The following is a 24,941-nucleotide window of genomic DNA, read 5'->3' as shown; positions in this document are numbered from 1 at the left end:
CAATTAAATCCATTTTACTCTTTCCCCTTTCTAAGCAATAACAAAAGGTTTATAATTTGCTATGATTTTTCACCAAAATAAAATGGACTTTAAAGTGAAACTCTAATCTGCGGATGTTTTCTTCATTCCCACTGATTGTTAATCTTCACTATTTGGGTTTATACGGATAGTTAATGCAGGATAAATTACCAATTATTTAACTTTGATGTTAACAAAATAAGATAAGTTATTTTATGCTATAAACTTTTTTTCCCCTTTCACACGTCTAGTAGTTGTATACAATTTGAAAATGTTAAAAAGGAGCTTCTTTGGACATGAAAACAAGAAATGCATTTCAACATGAAGAGGTGTTTGTCCAGTTAATTCGTGAACAGAAAGAACGTTTTTATTTGCTCGCGTATAGCTATACGAAAAATGAACAGGACGCACTTGATGTTGTACAAGACAGTATTCAAAAAGCAATGCTTTCTCTAGATCGACTAGAAAATGTCGAGTATATGAAAAGCTGGTTTTACAAAATCGTCGTACGAACATCTATAGATTTTTTACGTAAGCATAAACGCTTACAAGTAACAGACGATGATACATTGCAATATTTAACACCTGCACAAGAGGATGTCTACGAAAACGTTGATTTAGAGCATGCGTTAGATGACTTACCAGTAATGTATCGTGAAGTTGTTATTTTACATTATTTTGAAGATTTAAAACTCGCTGATGTTGCAAATATCCTTAACATTAAACTGAGTACCGCTAAATCTCGTCTTTATAAAGCGTTAAAACTATTGAAAATACAATTGGAAGATGTGAAGGGAGAAACTGCACATGGATGAAAAATTAAAAGAACTAGAAAAGCAATATAATGAGGTATCTATTCCAAAGGAGCTTGATTTTGTGGTTGAAAATGCACTAAAACAAGGTAAAAAGAAGAGAAAAAAACGAGCACCACAATGGTTATTGGGATCTGCAGCTGCTGCAATGCTTTTTACAGCTGGTTTAAATGTCAGTCCTGCAATGGCTAAAACACTTTCAGAAATCCCTGTTGTTGGTAGCGTTGTAAAAGTCTTAACTTGGACTGAATATGAAGTAAAAGAAGAGACATATGATGCAGACATTAAAGTACCTTCTATTGAAAACCTAGAAAATAAAGATCTTGCAAATGCTTTAAATGAGAAATACCGTTCAGAAGGTAAAGCTCTTTATAATGACTTTATTGCCGAAGTTGGTGATTTAAAGGCTAACGGTGGCGGCCACTTAGGCGTAGATAGTGGCTACGACGTAAAAACAGATAATGACCAAATCTTGTCGATTGGTCGTTACACTGTCAATACAGTTGCATCATCTTCTACAACTATGCACTACGATACAATTGATAAACAAAATGAAATTTTAATTACACTACCAATGCTATTTAAAGACGATAGTTATATTAAAACTATCAGTGAAAACATTATTGAACAGATGCGTAAACAAGCTGCATCCGACTCAGATAAAGTATATTGGGTAAAAGGTGCAGGGATTCCAGATGAAGAGGTTACGGACAACTTTACAGCTATTAAAGCAGACCAGCAATTTTATATTTCTGATAAAGGTAAACTTGTTATTTCCTTCGATAAGTATGAAGTAGCACCTGGCTATATGGGTGTCGTGGAATTCGAAATCCCAACGGATGTCCTAAAAAACGAACTTGTAAGCTCTAAGTATATTCATTAATCATACACTTCCGCTAAAAGAAGTTAAAATATATTTCCTAAATACGAGGTATTTGACAATTCAATCGTCAAATACCTCGCTTTTTTTCTGTAAAAAACTGTTTATAAACAAGGTGGGAATACGAAGCTCATGACAGTTGTATTTTTTAGATTCTACTTTACAGAGTAGTTTTTCACGCTTATAATCCTCTTATTTTTTGTCTAAGCTAAAGTGTATCAATTAACGTTAGAGGGTTTTCATATGAAAGGTGTAGGATCAATAAGTATTTTACATGTCATCTTCTTATCTATGACTGTCATTGGCTTAAAAAATCACGTGACAATTATTCCTCCGCTACTAGACGTTGTAGGGAGAGATGGTTGGATATCTGTAATAATGGCCGCATTTATTATATTCTTTTGGCTATTTCTTTTAGTTTATATTCAAAAAAAGACGAATCAGGAACCTATTAGAGACTGGCTAGATGGGAAAATTGGGAAAACAGGCTCTACAATTGTCATTTATATTATAGTTATTTATTTACTCATTCTAGCTGCATTTACGATGGTTGAAACATTGCAATGGGTAAACACAACGTTTTTACCTCAAACACCGGTCATTATATTATTACTCATTTATACGATTCTTTGTCTTTTTCTTGTTACAACAAGCTTACAAACCATTGTTATTTTAAATGTCTTTGTATTATTTGGTGTAGTAGTCTTTGGTTTTTTTGTAGCATTTACAAATATACAGGTAAAAGAATACGAGTTATTACGTCCATTTTTTGAGCATGGGTTCCAGCCCGTTATAAAAGGGATGATTTACCCGGCATCAGGTTTCATTGAATTAGTAATGCTTATATTTTTACAGCATCAATTTAAGGAGCGCCTTCGTTGGTATCATTTTGCCATCATACTTTTCATTTTAATGGGGCTTACTTTAGGACCACTAATGGCCGCAGTTGCAGAATTCGGTCCAACCGAAGCTGCAAAGCAAAGATATCCTGCATACGAGGAATGGGGACTAGTCTCGATTGGTCGCTATATTGAGCATCTTGACTTTTTCTCAATATACCAATGGCTTACTGGTACATTTATAAGAGTTAGCTTTATCTTATATGTAATAGCGGATTTATTGAAAATGACTGGGGCCCCGAAGCAAATATGGAGAATGATAGCTCCACCCTTCTTTCTACTTTGTCTACCGCTAATTATTTTAAATGAAAACATATTTTTGAAGGTGAAAGGGAACTATATATTAACAGTGACTTTTATTTTCTTTTTTCTTCTGTCAATTTTTTTCGTAATAGTAGCGTTCTTTTCAGGGAAGTCTTCTCAAAAAAAGAAATCTGAAAAACAAGAGATGGAAAGTGGTGAATCATAATGCCTCAGCAGGAGAAGGCGATAGATCTAAACACCTTAAAAAAACTATTTCAAAAATCAGCAGATATTCAATTTCAAGAATATACATTTAATCAAAAAAAGGTTCAATTCATTACCTGTGATGCGATGGTAGACCAGCAAATGCTCAATGAAGTCATTATTCGGCGTGTTCAATATCTTTATGACAATTTAGCTGATACAACCTTAGAAGAAAATATTACAAATCAACTTCATATTCCAACGCTTGAAAAAGTCAATGATATAGAACAAGCCCTTAACTTTGCATATACTGGTTTCTTACTGCTTTATTTTGAAGAAGATGGACTTTTATACGCTAGTTGTATTGCTAAAAAGCCTAATCGAAATCCTGAAGAAACGCGGATGGAGGTTCTCGTTAAGGGACCAAGGGATAACTTTATTGAAGACATCCGTGTCAACATTGCACTATTACGAAAACGTTTACCTACGAATTCTTTTTGTGTAGAAAAAATGGAGTTAGGCAAACGTTCAAAAACTAGCGTGGCCATTCTTTATTTTGATGATATTGTCGACATGGATATTTTACACGGAATTAAAAAGCAGCTGGCAGCTGTAGATACAGATATTGTCTTTAGCGGGGATATATTAATGGAGCGGATTAATAAAAATTCCAGGCTTTTCCCAAAATTCGATTACACGGGACGACCCGATTATGCTATTCAGGCTCTAGTTAGAGGACGCTTTATTATTCTCGTCGATGGTGTAGCATATGGCGTCATCACACCTGTAAATTTATTTTTATTATTAAAATCCGCTGAGGATAATGAATATCCCATCATTTTCAGTTCTATAGAACGACTTTTGAGGATCTTTGGCATTTTAATCGGTTTGCTATTGCCTGCATTTTGGCTCTCTTTGACGACCTATCATCAAAATCAGCTACCATTCCAGCTTTTAGCAACAGTCGTCCAAGCAAAAACAGGTTTACCTCTCCCCTCCTCTCTCGAAATGCTAATAATGTTACTTATGTTTGAATTGTTTCGAGAAGCGGGCTTACGTCTACCTTCTGTTATTGGTGGTACGATAAGTGTAGTTGGAGGTTTAATTATTGGTGATGCAGCCATTCGCGCAGGTGTGACAAGTCCAGAAATGATTGTGGTTATTGCAATCTCTACCATTGCATCATTTACTCTCGTGAACCAATCTCTTGTAACAACCATCAGTATATTGCGTATTGCGTTCATTCTTGCCAGCGCTTTCTTTGGTTTATTTGGCTTTTTCATCTCACTTTACTTTACACTTCTTTACTTATGTAATATCCGAATCTATGGTTACTCTTACATGAATCTTGCAACAGATTTAAATTGGACAACTATTAAAAAATCGATCTTCCGCTTATCACCAAAGGGCTACACTGAGCGCAACAAAGCACTTGCACCCCAAGATAACACTCGTACCTCTAAAAGCAGGAAGAAGCAATGAAGAAAAAAATTATTTTACTTTCAAGCTTAGCTTCTTCACTCCTTCTTTCAGGATGTTGGGATGTTACTGAACCACAAAGAATGTATTATGTTGATGGCCTTGGTATTGATTATAAAGATGGCCAGTATGAAATATACTTGCAATTAATTAACTTCACCAATGTTGCGAAATCCGAAATTCCTAATCCTCTAGCTGTACCGGCAGAGGTTGGACAATCTAAGGGAAAAACGTTGGAAGAAGCACTTTTTAAATTATTTCGATCCATCGACCAAAAAGTGTTTTGGGGACATATGACTTACGTTATTTTCTCTGAAGAAGCAATGAAAAACAAAAATGCCATCTCCGTTATAGACAGTTTGTTGCGGTATAGAGAGACAAGGTATCAAATATGGACCTATTGTACACAAGATCCTATAAAAGACATCCTTCTAATAACGCCGATATTGAATAAACCTCTTATATCGTCAAAGCTTAGTACTCCTTTAGATACAGAAGATCAAGAAACATTCGTTGAGCCCGTTAATTTCCGAAATTTAGTTATTGGCTTAAATGAACCAAATCACGAAATTGGTATCCCTTATATATCCATTAACCAAAACTGGGAAACGGCAGTTGAACCAGGTAAAGATACTGCCTTAATAGGAGTCGGTGTTCTTTCCAAAAATGGGTTTAAAGGCTTTATTAAGAATGATGCTGCAAGAGGAACGCAATGGATGCATAATAGAACGCATAGAGGTGAAATCACATTTAAGTTAGATGAAAATGACACAGATAATTTAACGACAACATTAGATAAAATAAAGGTAGATATCAAACCAATTGTTAAAAATGATCAAGTTTCATTTGAGGTAGTTGTAAAATTAAATGCAACTATAAATGGTTTCAAAACTAATGTTTCAGAAGATAAAATAAGAAAAAAGATTATAAAAGAAGTAAAGAAAGAAATTAGAACAACGTATGAAGAAGCATTAGCGAAAGATATTGATATTTATCGCCTTTCTGAACATCTATATCGAAAAAACGTGAAAGTATGGAAAAAGCTAGAGAAGGATGGGAAGATCCCATTAACAACCAGTTCTATTAGTAAATTAGAAATAGACCTTAATCAGATAAGTTCTGGTAGAAAAACATTCATAAGAACAATTAAATAAATAATCTAAAAATATCCTCTCAAATGTACATATCTATTTGAAAGGATATTTTAATTTTATATCTGGATAAGATTTTATTTATTCATTCCAATGTATCGGCTATTCACCAAAAGAGTTGTGCTTATCTTAACGTGTAGTTGATTACCGTTCCGACTTCCAAATGGAATACGTTTTAACAAATGTCATTATAAATATCCACCTTTTGTTTATATTCCCCATTTGAAATATTCTGTGCTGTTGACCTGATATTTATTTTTATAGGGAATTACATTTATCCAACCCTCAAAAATTTATTTGAGTAGTGTAGCTGTAGAATAGCTTTTCCTGACAACAATCATCAAAACTTTTAACAAAGCGTCACACTTTTATTTGCAATTGATGATCAGCATGTTATAATTCATGTATAAAGAATTGAATAGCTTTTGACAATTATGTCAAAGGGGAGTAGCTAGCAGATGTGAAAAAACATCTGATTTCACATTCGTCATTACATGGTTATTTACCATCGGGTGTGAAGGCATATTTTAACGTACAGATATTTTGTGCAACAAACCGTTAATTAGCTTAGCAAGACCTTTGCCTATTTTTTAGGCAGGGGTCTTTTTATTTTGCCTAAAAAAGCAAAGAATACGTTAGAAGCAGTTATATTCATTTCTGTTCTAAGTATAAAGGAGGAAACAAATTTGGAGGCAATTTTACTAGAATATGCATGGGTACTCGTCGTATTAATTGTTCTAGAAGGTTTATTAGCTGCCGATAATGCCGTCGTTATGGCAGTTATGGTAAAGCATTTACCAAAAAATCAACAGCAGAAAGCACTATTATACGGTTTAGTGGGAGCATTTATTTTCCGCTTCGCCGCACTATTTCTTATTACAACGCTCGTTAATTTCTGGCAAATTCAAGCTTTAGGTGCGGCCTATTTATTATTTATGTCAACGAAGCATATTTATGATTCGCGAAAAGCCGCACAAAATCCCGAGGAAATTAATGAGAATAAAAAGCAATCTGGTTTCTGGATGACCGTACTAAAGGTTGAGTTTGCTGACATTGCCTTTGCCATAGATTCAATATTAGCAGCTGTTGCCATTGCAGTTACACTACCTCATATCGGAAATTTTGATGTTGGTGGCATTAATGCTGGACAATTCGCAGTGATGTTTTTAGGTGGTATTATCGGTGTTATTATGATGCGGTTTGCTGCCCGTTGGTTCGTAAAAATTCTCGATAAATTTCCATCGCTTGAAACAGCAGCCTTCTTAATTGTTGGTTGGGTTGGTGTAAAGTTGGCTGTTCTAACACTAGCACACGAAAAACTTGGTATAATTCCACATGAATTTCCACACTCAACAATATGGAAGGCTATTTTCTGGATTGTCTTAGTGGGAATTGCCCTTGGTGGTTATTTAGTTGGTGTGAAAAACCATAGAAAAAATGTAAAATAACACAAAAAATATTACCTGGTCTTAGCAAAGACCAGGTATATTTGTATCATCATCTCGAGTTGCTTGGGACTTAATCCAAGGAATAATAACCTATATTATTATAATAATACAATTTATTCTACGCTTTGAATCTTTTTCTAATTCGACTCGTATGTTACTATATAAAAATTTTTTCATAAGAAAGGATTCTTCTATATGGCGTATGCTAAAAATCAAAACTTAAATAAAATTTTAAAACACTTTGCCTTCATGTGGGTATTGACAGTTGTCGGAATGTACATCGCAACATTACTACCTCCTTCAATTGTCATGCCGCTGTCTATCATTGCTTTGGTACTTCTAATCATTGCCTTCTTTGTGCGAAGTCTGAAACTTGCTAATTCCATTATGTATACAATCCCCTTTTTAATGGGAATTTTACTATTTTGGACAACACAATTTTACATTGCCGAGCTAGGGCAACAGCTTGTTTTACTTGTTTTCGTAGCGACCGTAGCTATTTTCATTGTGTTAGCACTGATTGGTATGGCGATGAATAAAGACATTTCCAATTGGGGAAGCTATTTATTCACAGTATTAATCGTCGTAATTGTATTTTCTCTAATCTTTATGTTTATCCCTGTTAGCAACATAGTCGGTTTGATTATTGCGGGAATTACTGTACTACTTTTTAGTCTCTATACTGTATATGACTTTAACAAAATCCGACATAATTACATTTCAGATGCTGAAGTTGTTGGTATGGCTTTAAATCTTTATTTAGATTTCATTAATTTATTTGTCAACCTTTTAGAAGTAATTTGGCGTTTTAAAAAATTATTTGATTAAATTTTTATAATTGAGAATGAACATCAATTAATCTTTGCATCATAACCTTTTTCCGCTGTATACTATAAGAGATGCAGGAGGTAATTACTGCACAGGGAGGAAATCTTTTATGTTATCTGAAAAACTACACACAGCACTAAACGAACAAATGAATTTTGAATTTTACTCTGCGCATGCTTATATGGCGATGGCGGCATATTGCACAGATCAAGATTACGATGGCTTTGCTAACTTCTTTTTAGTACAGGCTGAAGAAGAGCGCTTCCATGCAATGAAATTTTACAATTTCCTAAGTGATATGGGCTACCGTGCAACAATCCATGGCTTCGATAGCCCAGATAATCATTTTGAGTCTATTTTACATGCATTCAAAACTGCTCTTTCACACGAGAAAGAAGTGACTCGCCGTATTTATAATTTATCTGATATCGCTTTAGATGAACGCGAGCATGCAACAATGGCTTTCTTAAAATGGTTCATTGACGAGCAAGTGGAAGAAGAATCAACATTCGACACGTTAATCCGTAAAATTGAACGTATAGAAAATGATTCTAACGCTATCTTTATGTTAGACGCTGAATTAGCAACTCGTTCATTTACACCAGATGCTGAAGCTTAAAATTTAATATTAAATTGAGTCATTTTTTATTCCTCCTCAATGTTTTAGTCGTACTTAACATTTACCCAGGAAGAATAAAAATGACTCTTTTCTTTAACATAGTTATATGGACTTATTCAAAGCCGCCACTATAATTAAGAAACCCTACTTCTTCGTTTGGTTTTAAAAGCAATTGTTGTTCTGTACCCTTTAAGTAAAATAAAGGCGCTTCATCATTGACATACGGTTCTCCTAAATCCTTATACCATTTTTCATTCTGCTGATTAGGATAAAATTCAAACGAAATGTTATCAATTTTATCGCTCATGCCTATATAAGAACAATATTGCGTCTCAATATCTTTTCCTGTATTATCTTTCAAGTAATAAATATTACAGTCTGTTTCACCATCTATAGTAATGTACTGTTCTCTCTTAACTGGGTTTCCTAACTTATTAACTACATCTTTTCTCGAATTACCTAAAGTAATTCCATTTACCATAAAAACATTCTTTTGTTTATCAATCTTAATAATAAATCTATCTTGTTCAAATAATTCCACCAATGATTTATTATACTTTCCAGCTACCTCTTGTGCTGAGTCCCCATTACTATTAACAGTTTTTATATCTGCCTTATTTTTAATTAGTTCTTCAACAACTTTTTTATCCCCATTTATTATCGCTAAATATAATGGTGTTTGCCCTTGTCCATTGAATCCATTTACATCTGTTCCCTTTTTTATTAATCCTGCTAAAAAAGTCAAATTATCTTTTTTATGATTTAGGAGAACATGGATTGCATTATTTCCAAATTGATCAACCTTATTAAGGTCTAGTCCTTTATCTATAAATATTTGAACTGCCTCTTTATTTTGAGTAAGAATAGCCGTTTCGTATGTATTTTTACCATCTATATTCACTCTCTTTAAATCAATGTCCTGGTTTAATAATTCCTTGATTAATGCTGTATTGTTTAACTGCTGTAATAAGGCAACTTGTACAATATTGTTTCCCTCATTATCTACATCTTGAAGACCTACTTTCGTTTCATTAATAAGGTATTCAATCATTTCTCTATTCCCGGTTTTCATTGCATATAATAGAACGGTATTCCCCATTTCGTCCTTTACGTTCATATCAACTCCGAATTTATGAAGTTCTTTTAAAATTTCATATTGTTCATTGTTAACTGCAACATGCGCAAGGGTATCCTTCTCTTTTCCAACTTTGATATTTCCCATTCCTTTATTCATTAAGGAAATAGCTAATTTTTTATTAGGTAACCTGATAGCTTCACTTATTGAATTTTCACCATCCCTATTTACAAAATTAACATTGGCCCCGTTTTCAATCAAAAAATTTATTTCATTCATATTTTGGCTTTTTACTGCTTCAATTAAAGAGTTATCTTTATCTTTTAATAAAAGATAATTTTCCCATGAAAATGTAAACTTTGTTATAAAGCCATAAGTTACAATACCAATAAGCAAAAAAAGACTGATTAACACAGAGCTATATTTAATAGTTTGCTTTACTTTTTTCTTAAATATTTCATGTTGACGTTCTTTTTCTAATAGCTCTTTCTTTTTTTTCTCTTCCAACTGTTTTTCATATAATTTAATTTGTTCATTTATCGTTTCTTCATTATTATAGATAGAAAGAACATGATCTTTTTCTCTTTTGCACCGCTTACATGTTTTCATATTCTCTACGTTAAGTCTTCCACATACACATGTCCATTTATCATTCAATATTTGTGAATAGTATTTTGCATCATTTCCTTCATGTGCTTTTACAAACGTTAATTGCCTCGGGTTTTTAATTTCGTTTAGTTCTACTTTCTCTAACTCTGTTTCAGTTTTAGTCCATGTAGTTTCATCACTAAAAAGTACTTTCTCAATGACTATATCAATGTTTCTTGCATGTGGAAAACTTTCTAATGAAATTTTTTCATTGTCACCAAATACTTGGTTAGGACCTATTGAGTCAGTAAGCTGAAGTTTATATTTAAAGTTATTTGATTCCCAACCAACTGGCTCACCAAATTGATCAAAACAATAAATGGTAGCATTAAAGCCTTTAATTCTATTTTCTGAAATATTATTAAATCTAAAAGAACAATATACCTTACCAGTTTCTTTACTTCTATAAAGCTGATAATCAAGCACTTCAATTGGACAATTTATATTAACTAACATACAATTCCTCCGATTAATTTAACAACTCAAATTCCTCTTCTTGAGGCTTCCTATTAACTTTTAAACTTATTTCTTGGAGCAATGTAATAATCTTCGCAATTGCTAAAAAGAATATTCCTGTTAATACAATAGATATTGCCGAAACTAAAGTTGTAGTAAGATGAGAGGTATAAGCATCTTTTAATACAAAATATTTTTCTTCTATAAGGTTATTATCATAATGTTTATGAGTCGCTTCTTCCCAATATTTCATATCCTCCCTTTCATCTTTTAAACTTGGAATTTGTGATAAAGCAAAAATTATAGCGGAAACAATTAATATCACACTTGTTATCTGTAGTACTAATTTCACCATTAATCCTCAATATTTTGAAATAACATCTATTATATACTAATTACCTAATGTTTACTACGCACTTTAGAATACTTCCAGGGAGAATATTCACAATTTTCACCTAGTACTTTATTCATTATTAAAGTTTGTACTTGTTTTTTTATAAAAAAGAGAAACGCTAAAAACTAACGTTTCTCTTTTTACTACTTATAAGAACTCCGGCTCTTGAATTTCCTCTCTATTTTAGTGGAATTTTAACCGTTTGAGTTCCATCTAAAAAGTTTTCATAATGTGAGAAATAGATGCGAACTGGGTTGACTACTTCATTAAGGTCATATGTTTCTGTTTGTTCGATTACGTATTCATCAGGTCTATAGTGACTTACTGAATTACTGATAACACTCTCGCCATTTGCATCTATGGCCGTGCCAAGTAAACCGATATTTTTATTTTTATAAGAAGTTGGTATATTTATTGTTATCGTGTGTTTATTAACTTGTACTTTTAAACCTGGAAGAGATGGTTTGAATAGTACTTTGTTTTGGCTAAAATCTACGTCTATAAAATCCTGCCCTTTCGGCAATGCTTTTACTTTTCCAATGGATAATGTTAACTTTTTAGGCTCCCGAAAATAATTACTTTGCATAAAGAACGTTTCTTCGCCATCCTTTAATGTCCCTGTAGCTACCAAACCATTACTTATTGTCGTCCACTCCTCCCCTTTTTCATCCAATAGACGAATATCATCAAATCCTAAAATACGCTTATCATTATGTGGATTGAGAGCAATTGTAATACCTGTACGAAGCGGTGAAATAGAGACCGACTTGATGGTGATTTGCTGACCTTCAAAGCTCATTTTTTCGTTCAATACATAGGTCTTCGTTTTCGCTATTGGCTTTTTAAGTGAAAATGGTATCATAAACTCTGTTTGTTTTTCATCTGCAAATTGGATATATAATTCAAAATTAGCATTGTCATAATTTATAGGATTTTGAAATGAAACCACAAATTTATCTTCAATTAAAGGTGTTTCTTTTGAGCTATACCAGCTATAACTTACTCCAGCGGGTAAAGCTTTACCATTTAGACGGAGCTCCATTTTTTTAGTTTCTAAATTATGAACATCGAAAGGCGCTGAAAATGTATAAGGTAAAATCATACCTGTTTCATCAGCAATAACTCCTTGAAGTGTAAATGATAAACCATTTTTCGTTTGTGACAATCCTAGTTCTTCATAATAGTTATTATGGAGTATATCTTTGACCCCTTTATCATAGGTAATCATTTGAACTAGTGGAGCAAAGCCTGGGATTTTTGCGATGGCACTAGCAAAAACTGGAGAAACACGGATGGACGTTACAAAAAGTAACAGCAATACACAAGTAACAACAATGCTTTTCCATGTACGTTGTCGATTACGCTTTTCATTCTGGAAGCGTATTGTACTCTTCCTACGCGATTCTTCTAATTGCTCATGTGGAATGTCAATTTTCGCAAGTTCTTTGACAAAAATATCATAGTCATGCTTTTCTACCTGTTTCATCTACAGCTCTCCCTTCTCGGTAAAATATAGTTTTAGCTTTTTCAATGCCGCATGTAACCTTGACTTCACAGTCCCTTCCGGAATATTTTGGAGCATAGCGATGTCTCGGTTTTTATAGTCTTGAAAATATTTTAGAAAAATAAGCTCTTGCTGCTCTTTCGGTAGCTTTGTAATGATATCTGTCATTTCAAAGCGCTCGTTATTGGGGGCGTTCTCACCGATTTCTATGTCTTCCTGTAAATCAAGACGTCTGCTTCTATCACGCATATCATGGCAAATATTGAGTAAAATTCGGACAAGCCACGTACCAAAATAACCTGGTTCTTTTACGGTATGTATCTTTTTTAGGCTTCGATAAGTAGCTTCTTGTACTGCTTCAATGGCATCATGTTCATTTTTTAAATAGGCAAATGCCATACGGTACATCGTCTGTTCATATTGTTTTATTAGATGTAAAAAAGCATCTTCGTCCCCAGCTATCGCCCGCTTCACCAACGCTTGTTCATCCATGACATTCACTCCCTTCACTTATTAGACAGTCGAGCTGACATTTTCGTTCGATTTATTTTCTACTATTGGATCAATTGTAACAAATCTCATTTTCATAAAATTGTACAGAGAGAGGAGACTTCTGTACCCGTTGCTAACTTTCGGTACAAAAACACTTGCTGAAAGTAGTTAAATGTACATTAAAGCCTATTTTCAAACCTCTCTATGTAATAAAAGATAGAGGTTGTTATTTAAAACATTGTTGTTTTTTAACGATAAAAGGACTGAAAGATATGTCAAAATATACATCAAGAATTTGTTTTAGGAATATCGCCTGGCAGTCCGTTTATATAGAAAAAGTTAAAGTTGAAAATAATAATCTTCACTTAACTTTTGAGGATCTCTTAATTGCGAAAGAACACCCTCTTAACCCTTTTGACACTGTATGGGAACGAATGAAGCAGTATTAGTTTTTTATGACTTCCACAAATCCAAAAACAATTTAGAGACTACGATATGGATTGTAAGTATTTTCCAATTCCGTTTTTAAGGTTAATTAATTACTTTACTATTGTTACTAAAGATATAAAAGAAAAAAATAAATCATTTTTCGAACAGACTTTCGAGGGCTTTTCTTGGAATTTCGGAGAAGATACTTCAGGCAATTTTAAACTTCGATCTAAACGAATGGAAATGATGTAGGATTCTTTTCATAGCGAATGATAAGTACAATTAACGCTTATTCAACTATCAGAGGCTTGGGATTGCCTAATTCTAATTTCTTTTTCAAACAACCCAACAGTTTTAAGGAGGAAGTGTATGACAATATCTATTCACGATGGTGTGTTAGTAGGATACTCAGTAAATTTTCTAGAAAATGAATTGCTATTAGATATCGAAACGGCGGCAGATGAAATTGTAACTGTTACATTCGAGAATTACTTAGCACATTATTTCGATCATGTAATGGCGGGAAGTATTTTATTCGATATTGAAGAAATAAATTTGAATACATTTTTCGTAGAGAACAGAGAACAATTTGAATCACATAAATTATATGCTTGGCCGATTTGGTACGATGATACGAATGAACTCGAACAATACTTACAAAAAAAATAATTATAAATGTTATGTTATTAGTGCGTCACTTAGATTATCAGGTTATGTATTTGCTAAAACACAGAAAATCAAAAGGAAATGATAAGTTGCGTGAGAAAAGCTAGAGTTTATGAAATATTCTACTTAAGATAAACTACCGAAGTCAAAGGAGCTTTTCTTATTGAGCTAACGGCGCAGCAGTTTAGTTAAACAATCGTAATTAGCTTTTATTCAAAAATTAAACTATTTATTGGAATAAATCTAACCGTTTCCTTAAGAAACGGTTAGATTTAAGGAGAGAAAGTTTATTCACTCGTACTTCTTTAAAACAATTGACGCGTTATGACCTCCAAATCCGAATGAGTTAGATAGACCTGTATTTATTTTCACTTTACGAGCAACAGATGGTACATAATCAAGATCGCATAATGGATCAGGATTTTCTAAGTTAATTGTTGGAGGAACTATTCCTTCTTTTATGCTCATGGCCAAAGCAATGGCTTCCACACCACCAGCTGCCCCTAACATGTGACCAAACATAGATTTATTTGCTGTTACTGGAATTTGATAAGCCTGTTTTCCAAACAGCTGCTTAATAGCTAATGTTTCAGATATGTCACCCACTTGTGTACTTGTAGCATGGGCACTAATAACATCTACTTCTTCAGGAGCTATGTTTGCATTTTTTAAAGCTAATCTCATTGCAAGATGCGCCCCTTTACCTTCTGGATGTGTAGCTACCATATGATGTGCATCTGAACTTGCACCATATCCAATAACTTCTGCATAAATTTTTGCCTCTCTACGTAAAGCATGCGATAAGGATTCTAAGATTAGAATTCCAGCTCCTTCTGACATGACAAATCCATCTCGGTTTTTATCAAACGGACGACTAGCTTTCGTTGGGTCATTGTTTCTTGTTGATAATGCTGTAGCATTCCCAAAGCTTGCTATTGATAAGTCTGTTACAGCTGCCTCTGTTCCACCAGCAAACACAACGTCAACTTCTCCAGAACGAATTAGTCTAAAGGCTTCTCCAATAGCTGTATTTCCAATTGCGCAAGCAGAAACTGGCGACATAGAAGGTCCCATTGCATTCCATTTAATACTAATTTGCGCTGCAGCAGCATTGGAAATCATAGCTGGTACTAGAGCAGGGCTGACTCGTCTTGGCCCTTTCTGTCTGAGCGTATCTATATTTTCAATTAAGGTTTCAATTCCCCCGATGCCTGAACCTACGTACACACCTAATCTTTCGGAATCTATACAATCGAGATCTAACTTAGAATCTTTCCAAGCTTGGTCAGCTGCGGCCAAAGCAAATTGGGAAAAGCGATCTAAACGTCTTGCTTCTATCTTTCCTAAAATTTCATCTGCATCAAAATCCCGTATGATACCTGCAATTTTTGACTTATGATTAGTAATATCAAATGTATCAATAAGAGATATACCAGACTTGCCGTTAATTAGATTGTTCCAAAATGTTTTTAGGTTATTGCCTATAGGAGAGACCACTCCCATACCGGTAATCACTACTCTTTCCACTCTTCATCACTCCAAATCAATAATATAATTGTATTTTATAATCTTTTTATCCTATTACAAGTGATTGTTTATCATGGTATAATTTCCACTAGGAAAAATTGGTTTCATGAGGAGTTTTAAAAATGAATGATAAAACTAGGCTTGAGGCTTTGTCGACATTTCTAAAAGCTAAGCGTGCCCAAATCAAACCAGAGTCAATTGGTTTACCTGCCGGAACCCGGAGAAGGACACCTGGGCTACGAAGAGAAGAGGTTGCACATTTAGCAGGTGTAAGTACTACTTGGTACACATGGCTAGAACAAGGGAGAGATATAAAAGTTTCTTCTATCGTACTTGATTGTATTTCTACAGCATTGCAATTAAATAATGATGAAAGAGACTATTTATATGACCTGGCTTTAGAAACAAAAACGGAAATTGATAATCCAAAAAAGGATCAAGCAGAGCTTAGCCCTTCTTTAAAACGAATACTAGCTGAATTAACATATTGTCCTACCATTATTACAGACCGACATTGCCATATTGTGGGCTGGAATCCTGCAGCTGCTCATATTTTTTTAGATTTTGACCAAATACCAAATGATCAAAGAAATTTGATTCGTATAGTTTTCACCAGAAAAGAATTAAAAGCTTTAGCCGCTAATTGGGAACACTTTGCGAAAGGTTTTCTTGCCATATTCCGTACCTATTATGGTCACTATTTAGGCGATGAGTGGTACAACCAATTTATAAAAGAAATGAGTCATTCACATCCAGAATTTCAAGATTTATGGCAAGAGAGTCAAGTAAGTAAGGCTCCAGAAATGATAATTGAATTTAGACATGCTAAAGCAGGTAAAATGCTGTTTAATTTAACTTCTCTTCAGGTTCAAGGTGAAATGGATTTACGGTGCAGTATCTATACACCAGTAGAGGAGACAGATACAGAAAATAAATTAAAGCGATTAATGAAAAAGGTTTCGGTTGAAAATAAATAAAGTAATTTCGTTATTCCATTTTTTCTGAAGCCACTCTTTAGTAGGGAGGCTTCTTTTTGATGTTCCCCTTCACATTAAGAGGATTAGATTTTTTTAAGATAAAAAAAGAGAAAAAGAGACAGCAATCGCTGTCTCTTTTTCCTACTTATTATTGTTTTATAATACATCAGAGTAAACGTTACTCTTTACTTCTTTATAGTAACAGCGGTTCTCGAATCTCTCCATCAAATGCAGCACGATAAATTGTATAAATATCTTCTCGCTTAAGCGGCATCGGACTACGTGCTAAGATTCTAGTTTGCTTTGTCGCATCATCTGTTAGTTGTTCCAGTGCTAATTCTGGTATATTAAATCCTTTTAATGTTGACGGAATATTAACGTCCTGCACAAGTTGCTTTAATGCATCTACACATTTATAGGAAGCCTCTTCTTGCGAAATATACGCAGATGAAATACCCATCGCATCTAAAATATCTTTCATTCGTTTTTCGCAACTTTGGCGAATATAGCCCATGACATAAGGTAATAATACTGCGTTGGAATCTCCATGAGCAATATGGAATTGGCCACCAAGAGGATATGCTAAAGCATGTACTCCTGCAACACCAGCATTGAAAAAGGCTAAGCCTGCCAAATAACTGCCATAACTCATATCCGAACGTGCCTGCTTATTTTGACCGTCATGCACAGCAGTTCGGATAGAGCCACTAATTAACTTTATGGCTTGTAGTGCAAGTGCATCAGTTACTTCATTGGCATATACAGAAACATAGGCCTCTATTGCATGTGTTAAAGCATCTACACCTGTAGCAGCAGTCACTTTTGGTGGTAAGGAAATCGTTAACGCAGGATCTACAATTGCGACATCTGCTAATAAGTAATCATGTGTAACAACATCCTTCGTCGTTTCAAGTGACAGTACTGAAATATTTGTCACTTCTGAGCCTGTTCCAGATGTAGTTGGAATTAAAATTTTTGGTAATCCTTTATTTTCAAGAGTTTTTGTTCCCGTTAAATTTAAGTAATCTGCCACTTTTCCTTCATGTGTTGCTAAAACCGCAGCAAGTTTGGTTAAGTCTAATGCACTTCCACCCCCTAAACCAATCACTAAATCAAAATGATGCATTCTTGTAAATTCAACTAGTTTTTCACCAATTGCGAGCGGTGGCTCAGGGGCAATATCGGTGTAAATAGTTGTAGAGTACCCTTTTTCTAGTAAAGGCTTTTCAATACTATCTGTTAAACCTAAATCTTTTAAAAATGGGTCCGTGATAATTAAAATATTATTTACTTTGAGCTTTTCTACTTCTAGTAGTAGCTGATTCAAACAACCCCAGCCTGTATAATTTACAGGTGTAAAGGTTAATTTTTGCATAATTGTTTTACTCCTATCTATTCATAATAGCCTTCTGTCGATTTTCTAAATGATTTAAACTGGACAGAATCATGACCAAACCAAACTTGTGAGTTTGTTTCATTTGCTAACCTTCTAATTCGTTCAACTGTAGAATTATAGCCAACAGAATCATATAGTATTCCAGGTGGCTTGACAGGTGGACCAAAGCTTTCAGCGGTGTAAATGGCATCCGAAGCTAAAATAATCCCTCCCGTTTCAGGCATATTAATATGCAAACCTAGCATTCCCCAAGCATGACCACTACCAAAATTCAAAACTTGGATTCCTTCTGCAAGTTTCACATTATCCTCACCACGTTTTATTAAGCGCCAGTGTAAATTGTTTTTTATCCACATATCAACGTCACCCCAAATATAGGCGCCTTCTTTTACATTTCTTGCGTAAGTTTGTAAAGTTCCATTGAATTCATCTTCTTGTACAATGATCGTTGCATTCGTAAAAAGCTCTAAACAACCTGCATGATCTAAATGTAAATGTGAAGCTACAACATATTTAATATCTTCTGGACGCACATTTAACTCTTCTAATCGATGATGTAAATAGCATTCTTCTGGCATATTAATTGGAAATGCTTTCTGAGTAAATTCACCCCAGCGTCCTTCAGGTCCCATTGAATTTGGGTTACATGCTGTATCAAACAATATTTTTCCTTCCGGATGATCAATTAATACTGTATAAATCGGAAACTCTACAAATTCATTTGGCTGGTTTGGATGATCAATCGTTGCAGGGTTATGCATGGCAATCATAAAGTTTTTATCCATTCTCATTGTCCCATTATCCATAACATACAATTTCGGGTGTTGTTTGATTGTTTTCATTTACAACCATCTCCATTCATGAATCAATTATGTCTCGGCATAATTGCATCCGTAATAGTCTTTGTGCATAGGCCGTTCTTCTTTTTCAGCCGGTGTTTGGAAAGAAGTTAATTGTTATTCCAAATCACTAGCTTCATTTCTGTCATTTCCTCAATGGCATATTTGATTCCTTCACGACCAGTTCCGCTTTCTTTAACGCCCCCATATGGCATTTGATCCACACGGTATGTCGGAACGTCATTTATGATGACACCTCCGACTTGTAGTTTCTTTGAAGCTTTAAAGGCCGTCTCAATTGAGGGTGTAAATATTCCTGCCTGTAAGCCATAATTTGAATCATTAACAGCATCAATGGCTTCTTCTACTGATGAAACAGTATTGACAATAACTACAGGTGCAAATATTTCCTCACAAGATACTCGGCTATTAGAAGATACGTTTAATAACACTGTTGGCAGTAAAATATTGTTTTCAATACGACCACCCGTGAGTAGCTTTGCACCTTCTGCTACCGCTTCTTCTATCCATGTGACTGCACGTTGTTGCTCAGTTTCTGAAATCATCATCGCTAAATCTGTTGTTGCATCAAGTGGGTCCCCTATTGTTAACCGTTCTACTTTTGCTTTTAGTTGCCCTAAAAAATCATCCATTATTTTTTCTATTACATATATACGCTGTAGGGAGATGCAAACTTGACCTTGATTTGAAAAAGCCCCCATAACAATTCGGTCCATTATTTTATCGAGTTGAACCCCTTCATCAACAATAACACCAGCATTCGAACCAAGTTCTAATGTGACTTTCTTTAAGCCCGCGCGATTGCGAAGAGAAATACCTACAGCTGGGCTCCCGGTAAATGTTATCATTTTCACTTTTGGATGTGCTAAAAATGCATCCCCTACTAGTTTCCCTTGCCCAGTTACTAAGTTAAACGCACCTGCTGGCAAATTTGTTTGTGCAAATAGATTTGCTAGAAAATGAGCAGATAAAGCTGTTTGTGTTGCAGGTTTCAAAACAATCGTATTTCCAGCTGCTAATGCCGGTCCAACTTTATGAGCAACTAAATTTTGCGGAAAATTAAATGGTGTAATGGCCGCAATAACGCCCAAAGGTTCGCGAATTGTATAACCAAATCTTCCCTCTCCACTTTTAGATGCATCCATTGGAATCATTTCGCCAGATAGTCGCTTAGCTTCTTCTGCTGCAAATTTATAAGTTTCAATCGTTCGATCAATTTCAGCATTGGCATATTTTAATGGCTTAGCTGATTCTAGTGAAATAATTCTAGCTGCCTCATCTCGATTATCGGCAAAAAGATCAGATAATTGTTCTAAAATCTCTGCTCTTTGAAATGCTGTTAAGGCTGCCATTTTGGATTCTGCTGCATGAGCACTTTCAATTGCATGCTGTACATCGTCATGAGTTGCCATAGCAAATTGTGCTACGACCTCATTTGAGTAGGGAGCATGAACCTCCATATATTCATCTGTCATTTGCCATTGCCCATTAATAAATAAACCTCTTTTCAAGACCTAACTCACTCCTCTCATTAAATGGTTACGTATTCATTTTTGAAAATAAAAAATGAATACGTAACCATTATGGTGTAAAAAACAAACTGATGTTCATCAGTTCATTTTTCACACGTTGTATTTCTTGGAAAGAGTCTAACAGATTCTGTTAGTTGGATGCAAGTACTTTTTCTCTCCATTACCTCAAATAATTTTTCAATAGCAATAAATCCGAGGCTTTTTTCGGATTCTAAACCTACTGTTGTTAAGGCAATCGAATGGTGTTTACTAAGCTCCACATTATCGATGCCAATAACATTAAAATCTTTAGGAACTTGAAAGCCCCTCTCTAAGCAAAGGTTTAATATTTCAATGGCAATTGCATCTGTTGCGGCACAAATAGCAGTAGGTCTCGTAGGAAGTTTTAGCATTTCTTCAAATACTCGCTCAATATCATCTTTGTTAGTATTTGTAAAAAATGATGTCGCTGTTTTTATATCTATAGCGCTATCATTTAATGCATTTTTAAAGCCTTTGTATCTTCCATAAAAAGTACTTATTTCATGAGGACCACCAACCCAACATATATCTTGATGACCTAAAGATAAAATATGATTCGTCGCTATATAACCCGCTTCCACATTATCAATCTCTACAAAATGCCTATTTTCCTGATGCTTGCGATTATACATAATAAATGGGATGCCTAATTTTTCAAGCTTATAAAATAAGTCATCTTCATATAACATAGACGATAAAATAATCGCGTCAGCCCTCGTTTCCAAAACAGAATTATAAATTGACTCTAAATTATCTTCAGTCCCAAAATAGACATTTACTTTATAGCCCCTAGCGTTAACATAATTAACGATTGCAGTTGTTGTATCAACAAAAAAAGGATTATGTAACGGGCCAGAAATCAATGTAATAATGCCTGTTTTCTTCTGAACAAGCGATCTTGCAATATCATTTGGAACATAGTTTAATTCATCAATCGCCTTCATCACTTTTTCAATTGTTTTCGGCTTTACGAGTTCAGGAGTATTTAACACTCTCGAAACCGTTGTTTGAGAAACACCCGCATACTTTGCTACATCTTTTGAGGATACCAAAAAACCACCCACTTCATCTTTGTAAGCCTATTTTATACCATTACAAATATATTGTTAATAGTTAAGGGTGTGTGCAAGTAGTTTCTAGTATTAGGAATTATTTTTATTTTTTCCGCGCATAAGGCTTAACGGGTGTAATCACTTGTAATATGGCCGCAGTTTCCTCGAGAATAGTTGTAATTTCTGACATCGGCTTATATGCCATTGGAGCTTCATCCAATGTTTCTTCGTTTACGGATGTTGTCCAAATATCTTGCTCGTTTCTTTAAAAATGATTGACCCCTCAAATGTAAAAACCCTCTTGTTATCTTTATAAAAGATCACAAAATACTAAAAAAATGCCCTAAAAGTTTAAATTACTTTTAGAACATTTTTCCTTAGCGTCTATTCTTCATATTGAATATCTAACTTTTTCGGAATTTCTGGTATATCATTTGATTTTACATCTTTTTCTGCTAAAGCTAACGTATGTAATGGATATTTTTTCTGAACATCGAAAGGAATCTCTGTGTTCTCCATTTTATTGTTCATCTGACTACGTGCAAGTAAACCATTATTCGTCAGGTCAATGCTTATGATACTGTTAATCGTTTCTTTTAGCATTTCAATATCTTTTTCTTTCAACGGCATTTGTTCGTCCATTAAAAATGGTTGAATGTTGTCTTTAATATAGCCCTGCGCCTCAACTAAACAAGAAAATTCGTTTAATTTACTTGAGTACAACTTTAATTGGCGCTTTTCTTTTAAACGTTGTTGATTTAACTCTTGGACTTTTTGCTCAATACGTTCCAAACGCTTTTTCGTTAACTCCATAAGATAACTTTGTATCGAATGAATAGACTGAAGCATTATTGCCTCCGCTTCTTGCACTTTTTCAAATTGTGCAATACAAACAACTTGCTGCTCGTTTAACTTGTTGACACGTTCTTTAAAAAATCCATTTTGTGTATGCTGACCAAAAATAGCTTTCATAAGGCCTTTTCCGTGAATTTTATTATGCTGAGCATCCAATCGATCATATTCACGCAAATATTCACTATGCATATTACGATATTCTCGTAACATTTGTTGGTAAAAAACAGCCTTTTCTGAAAAGCTTTCCACAATTTCATCCTGAAAATAATCGTTTTGTGAAATAGTTTGTAAAAGTTGATATAATGTTTGAACATTTTTAAATACACCGGCAACCTGTTCGTATTCTTGCTCATATTCAGTCACAATCGCTAAATCACGTTGATAGCGTGAAAATTCGTATTGTGTATCGCCTGCATACTTTTCAATGTTCTCAACAGCAGATTGGAATGGATCTCTTTGTGGAATAACAGCTAATTCGAAGTGGAATCGTTCAAGCCATTGCAAGAAGCGAATTAATATGCCATACGTTTTCTTATCACTATTTTCTGCAACTCTGTGGATTTCTGAAATTAATTGCTCGTACTGACTTTTTTGCCAAAGCTCATCACTATCAGTCTGTTTAGCCTCAATCGCTTCCCTTGCAGAGATAGCTACAAAATCACTGATTAAATGTCCCAATCGTTCTCTCTCAGTATTGATAAACGCCTTCGTATTTTCATTTGAATCTATGGCATTGACGACACAAAGAGGCTCAACACCTTTGTTTTTTAACGTTTCCATCAATAATATTTCAGGATAAATAGCCATCGAACCTGAGCGTAATACCCAAAAGATTTCGTCAACACGATTCATCAATGCTTCTGGGAAGTAGGCCATTTCTCCTCCCCCTGCTTCCAATGAAACAGAATCTATAATTGTCACTGATTTTAATAAATCATTTTTCAAATATACTTCTAGGTAATCTAAATGTTCTCGTAATATTTGAGATGCAAAAGTATCGCCAGTTGTCAATAATTCTAACTTACTCATATCAAATATTGCTACAACACCATCTAAAAAATACGCCTTTATTTCTTCATGTTCACCGTATCGCAAAAACGTATTTACCCCTGTTGGATGCTGATCATTAACAGGCAAAACCTGACGTCCTAGCAATCCATTTACGAGTGTTGTTTTTCCAACACGCTCTTTCCCAACAATAAGAATCATCGTTTCGTTGTTAGCATCTTGAATGATACGATTTAAGTGTTTAGCTGTATCTTTTACATATGTATTTTGTATAATAATGCCATGTAATTGGCGCAAATGATCAACAAGCTGTGGCAAAATATTATTCGCTGAGGCAGTATATTCGATCGGTACATTATCAATATTTGTCATCCCCAAAAACCTCTTTTCATATGTATCTAAAGTTATTATAAAGGAATTTATTCTCTTTTTAATACATAGTACTAAGAAATAGCGACAAAAAAGGACAATATACTTAAATCAAGCCGTCACAAATAGGTAATAAATCTTACACTTTAATACCTACTATCTCAGATATCATTACCCATTTTAGACTAAAAGAAATAATAATAGAGCTAGTCTTCTCTTTATTCAACACCCGCCATACGTGCGTAAACCGCCCCAAGAGTTGGCATTCCACCTTGTGCACCGAATTTCTCTACTGATAATGAAGCTGCAATATTTGCAAAATACACTGCCTGATCCAATGTTTGCCCTTCTACTAATGCATAAGCAAGTGCACCGTTAAACGTATCTCCTGCACCTGTTGTATCTACCGCTTTAGTCAAATAGCCCGGAACATGAATAGGATATTCACCATCAAAATAGCGTGCGCCGTCACTACCTAACGTAACAATCATTTTATTAGGATATTTTTCTAATATTTGTTCAACATCATCTCCAAAAATTTCCGCACACTCCGTTTCATTTGGAGTAATATAAGTAATATTCTCCATCCATTGCACATCAAAATTAGCCGCTGGTGCTGGATTTAATAAAACAGGTACATTCGCTTCTTTACAAAGTTTTATTGCATAAGCAGTCGTTTCCACTGGGATTTCTAGCTGCATAATGACCATTTGACTTTTTTGAATGATTTCCTTCACTGCATCTATATGCGCAGGCTTTAGTTCATAATTTGCCCCAGGCACTACTATGATACGGTTATCGTTATTGTAGATTAAAATATTAGCAATACCAGTAGGTGCAGATACGTTTGTAATAGCTTCAGTTTGAATATACTCTTGCTGTAAAACAGTGCGCAATGTTTCTCCAAAACTATCGGAGCCTACACAACCTATCATTGTAACTTCACTTCCAAGACGTGCCGCTGCAATTGCCTGATTAGCCCCTTTTCCTCCTGGAATCGTTTGAAAATCTTTACCTAAAATTGTCTCTCCCTGCTTTGGAAAAACTCCCATTTGAACAACTAAATCCATATTTATGCTACCTATTACTGTAATCATCA

Annotated in this window: 21 protein-coding genes; 10 read left to right on the top strand and 11 right to left on the bottom strand. The window is 34.5% G+C overall.

Going from position 1 to position 24,941, the window contains the following annotated elements; genetic code table 11:
• The first annotated feature begins 314 nt into the window (after nucleotides 1–314).
• From ACFVT8_RS04545 to ACFVT8_RS04510, 8 genes are all read left to right on the top strand, one after another.
• Nucleotides 315–833, top strand: coding sequence for an RNA polymerase sigma factor SigV (locus tag ACFVT8_RS04545; protein WP_387081751.1), 519 nt, complete (start codon nucleotides 315–317; stop codon nucleotides 831–833).
• Nucleotides 826–1,713 carry an anti-sigma-V factor RsiV gene (gene rsiV / locus ACFVT8_RS04540; protein ID WP_387081752.1) on the top strand — a complete coding sequence of 296 codons (888 nt, stop codon included), beginning with the start codon at nucleotides 826–828 and terminating at the stop codon, nucleotides 1,711–1,713. Before ACFVT8_RS04545 ends, rsiV begins: the two co-directional genes overlap by 8 nt.
• 240 nt (nucleotides 1,714–1,953) lie before the next feature.
• Nucleotides 1,954–3,078, top strand: a complete 1,125-nt coding sequence (locus ACFVT8_RS04535) for an endospore germination permease (protein ID WP_387081753.1) — start codon at nucleotides 1,954–1,956, stop codon at nucleotides 3,076–3,078.
• On the top strand, nucleotides 3,078–4,538 hold the full coding sequence (locus tag ACFVT8_RS04530; RefSeq protein WP_387081754.1) for a spore germination protein: 1,461 nt from the start codon (nucleotides 3,078–3,080) through the stop codon (nucleotides 4,536–4,538). The genes ACFVT8_RS04535 and ACFVT8_RS04530 overlap by 1 nt, the downstream gene beginning before the upstream one ends.
• The gene (locus ACFVT8_RS04525; RefSeq protein ID WP_387081755.1) at nucleotides 4,535–5,689 is read left to right on the top strand and encodes a Ger(x)C family spore germination protein; all 1,155 of its coding nucleotides are present in this window, start codon (nucleotides 4,535–4,537) and stop codon (nucleotides 5,687–5,689) included. The genes ACFVT8_RS04530 and ACFVT8_RS04525 overlap by 4 nt, the downstream gene beginning before the upstream one ends.
• A gap of 683 nt (nucleotides 5,690–6,372) precedes the next feature.
• Nucleotides 6,373–7,134 carry a TerC family protein gene (locus ACFVT8_RS04520; protein WP_387081756.1) on the top strand — a complete coding sequence of 254 codons (762 nt, stop codon included), beginning with the start codon at nucleotides 6,373–6,375 and terminating at the stop codon, nucleotides 7,132–7,134.
• Between the two features lie 195 nt (nucleotides 7,135–7,329).
• Nucleotides 7,330–7,962 (top strand): Bax inhibitor-1/YccA family protein, encoded by a 633-nt coding sequence (locus tag ACFVT8_RS04515; RefSeq protein ID WP_387081757.1) that lies wholly within the window; start codon nucleotides 7,330–7,332, stop codon nucleotides 7,960–7,962.
• Nucleotides 7,963–8,071: 109 nt separating this feature from the next.
• Nucleotides 8,072–8,581, top strand: a complete 510-nt coding sequence (locus ACFVT8_RS04510) for a ferritin (RefSeq protein ID WP_248716244.1) — start codon at nucleotides 8,072–8,074, stop codon at nucleotides 8,579–8,581.
• 112 nt (nucleotides 8,582–8,693) lie between these two features.
• On the opposite strand, the gene ACFVT8_RS04505 is transcribed toward ACFVT8_RS04510, so the two are convergent.
• The 4 genes from ACFVT8_RS04505 to ACFVT8_RS04490 form a co-directional block, all read right to left on the bottom strand.
• Nucleotides 8,694–10,760, bottom strand: a complete 2,067-nt coding sequence (locus ACFVT8_RS04505; protein ID WP_387081758.1) for an ankyrin repeat domain-containing protein — start codon at nucleotides 10,758–10,760, stop codon at nucleotides 8,694–8,696.
• A gap of 13 nt (nucleotides 10,761–10,773) precedes the next feature.
• The gene (locus tag ACFVT8_RS04500; protein WP_387081759.1) at nucleotides 10,774–11,115 is read right to left on the bottom strand and encodes a hypothetical protein; all 342 of its coding nucleotides are present in this window, start codon (nucleotides 11,113–11,115) and stop codon (nucleotides 10,774–10,776) included.
• Between the two features lie 217 nt (nucleotides 11,116–11,332).
• A complete protein-coding gene (locus tag ACFVT8_RS04495) occupies nucleotides 11,333–12,640 on the bottom strand; it encodes a DUF4179 domain-containing protein (RefSeq protein WP_387081760.1) in 1,308 nt (435 codons plus the stop codon).
• Complete coding sequence (locus tag ACFVT8_RS04490; protein WP_387081761.1) at nucleotides 12,641–13,150, bottom strand: sigma-70 family RNA polymerase sigma factor; 510 nt, start codon at nucleotides 13,148–13,150, stop codon at nucleotides 12,641–12,643.
• Between the two features lie 798 nt (nucleotides 13,151–13,948).
• Between ACFVT8_RS04490 and ACFVT8_RS04485 the strand changes: the two genes are divergently transcribed.
• The gene (locus ACFVT8_RS04485) at nucleotides 13,949–14,248 is read left to right on the top strand and encodes a hypothetical protein (protein WP_387081762.1); all 300 of its coding nucleotides are present in this window, start codon (nucleotides 13,949–13,951) and stop codon (nucleotides 14,246–14,248) included.
• Between the two features lie 288 nt (nucleotides 14,249–14,536).
• Here the strand turns inward: ACFVT8_RS04485 and fabF are convergent, their stop codons facing one another.
• Nucleotides 14,537–15,772: a beta-ketoacyl-ACP synthase II gene (gene fabF, locus ACFVT8_RS04480; protein WP_387081763.1), complete on the bottom strand. Its 1,236-nt coding sequence runs from the start codon at nucleotides 15,770–15,772 to the stop codon at nucleotides 14,537–14,539.
• Between the two features lie 122 nt (nucleotides 15,773–15,894).
• Between fabF and ACFVT8_RS04475 the strand changes: the two genes are divergently transcribed.
• On the top strand, nucleotides 15,895–16,749 hold the full coding sequence (locus ACFVT8_RS04475; protein ID WP_387081764.1) for a helix-turn-helix transcriptional regulator: 855 nt from the start codon (nucleotides 15,895–15,897) through the stop codon (nucleotides 16,747–16,749).
• A 193-nt stretch (nucleotides 16,750–16,942) separates the two neighbouring features.
• Here the strand turns inward: ACFVT8_RS04475 and ACFVT8_RS04470 are convergent, their stop codons facing one another.
• The 6 genes from ACFVT8_RS04470 to rbsK form a co-directional block, all read right to left on the bottom strand.
• The gene (locus ACFVT8_RS04470) at nucleotides 16,943–18,124 is read right to left on the bottom strand and encodes an iron-containing alcohol dehydrogenase (RefSeq protein WP_387081765.1); all 1,182 of its coding nucleotides are present in this window, start codon (nucleotides 18,122–18,124) and stop codon (nucleotides 16,943–16,945) included.
• Between the two features lie 17 nt (nucleotides 18,125–18,141).
• Entirely contained in the window at nucleotides 18,142–18,987 is an 846-nt protein-coding gene (gene ahlS, locus ACFVT8_RS04465) for an AhlS family quorum-quenching N-acyl homoserine lactonase (RefSeq protein WP_387081766.1), read from the bottom strand.
• Nucleotides 18,988–19,094: 107 nt separating this feature from the next.
• Nucleotides 19,095–20,516, bottom strand: a complete 1,422-nt coding sequence (locus tag ACFVT8_RS04460) for an aldehyde dehydrogenase family protein (protein ID WP_387081767.1) — start codon at nucleotides 20,514–20,516, stop codon at nucleotides 19,095–19,097.
• A gap of 104 nt (nucleotides 20,517–20,620) precedes the next feature.
• Nucleotides 20,621–21,610: a LacI family DNA-binding transcriptional regulator gene (locus ACFVT8_RS04455; protein WP_387081768.1), complete on the bottom strand. Its 990-nt coding sequence runs from the start codon at nucleotides 21,608–21,610 to the stop codon at nucleotides 20,621–20,623.
• A 384-nt stretch (nucleotides 21,611–21,994) separates the two neighbouring features.
• Nucleotides 21,995–23,845, bottom strand: a complete 1,851-nt coding sequence (locus ACFVT8_RS04450) for a dynamin family protein (protein WP_387081769.1) — start codon at nucleotides 23,843–23,845, stop codon at nucleotides 21,995–21,997.
• 215 nt (nucleotides 23,846–24,060) lie between these two features.
• On the bottom strand, nucleotides 24,061–24,939 hold the full coding sequence (rbsK, locus tag ACFVT8_RS04445; RefSeq protein WP_387082537.1) for a ribokinase: 879 nt from the start codon (nucleotides 24,937–24,939) through the stop codon (nucleotides 24,061–24,063).
• Nucleotides 24,940–24,941: the final 2 nt, after the last annotated feature.

The sequence above is a fragment of the Lysinibacillus sp. NPDC058147 genome (assembly GCF_042884205.1).
Classification (GTDB): domain Bacteria; phylum Bacillota; class Bacilli; order Bacillales_A; family Planococcaceae; genus Lysinibacillus.
This window is presented reverse-complemented; position numbering and strand designations above follow the sequence as displayed.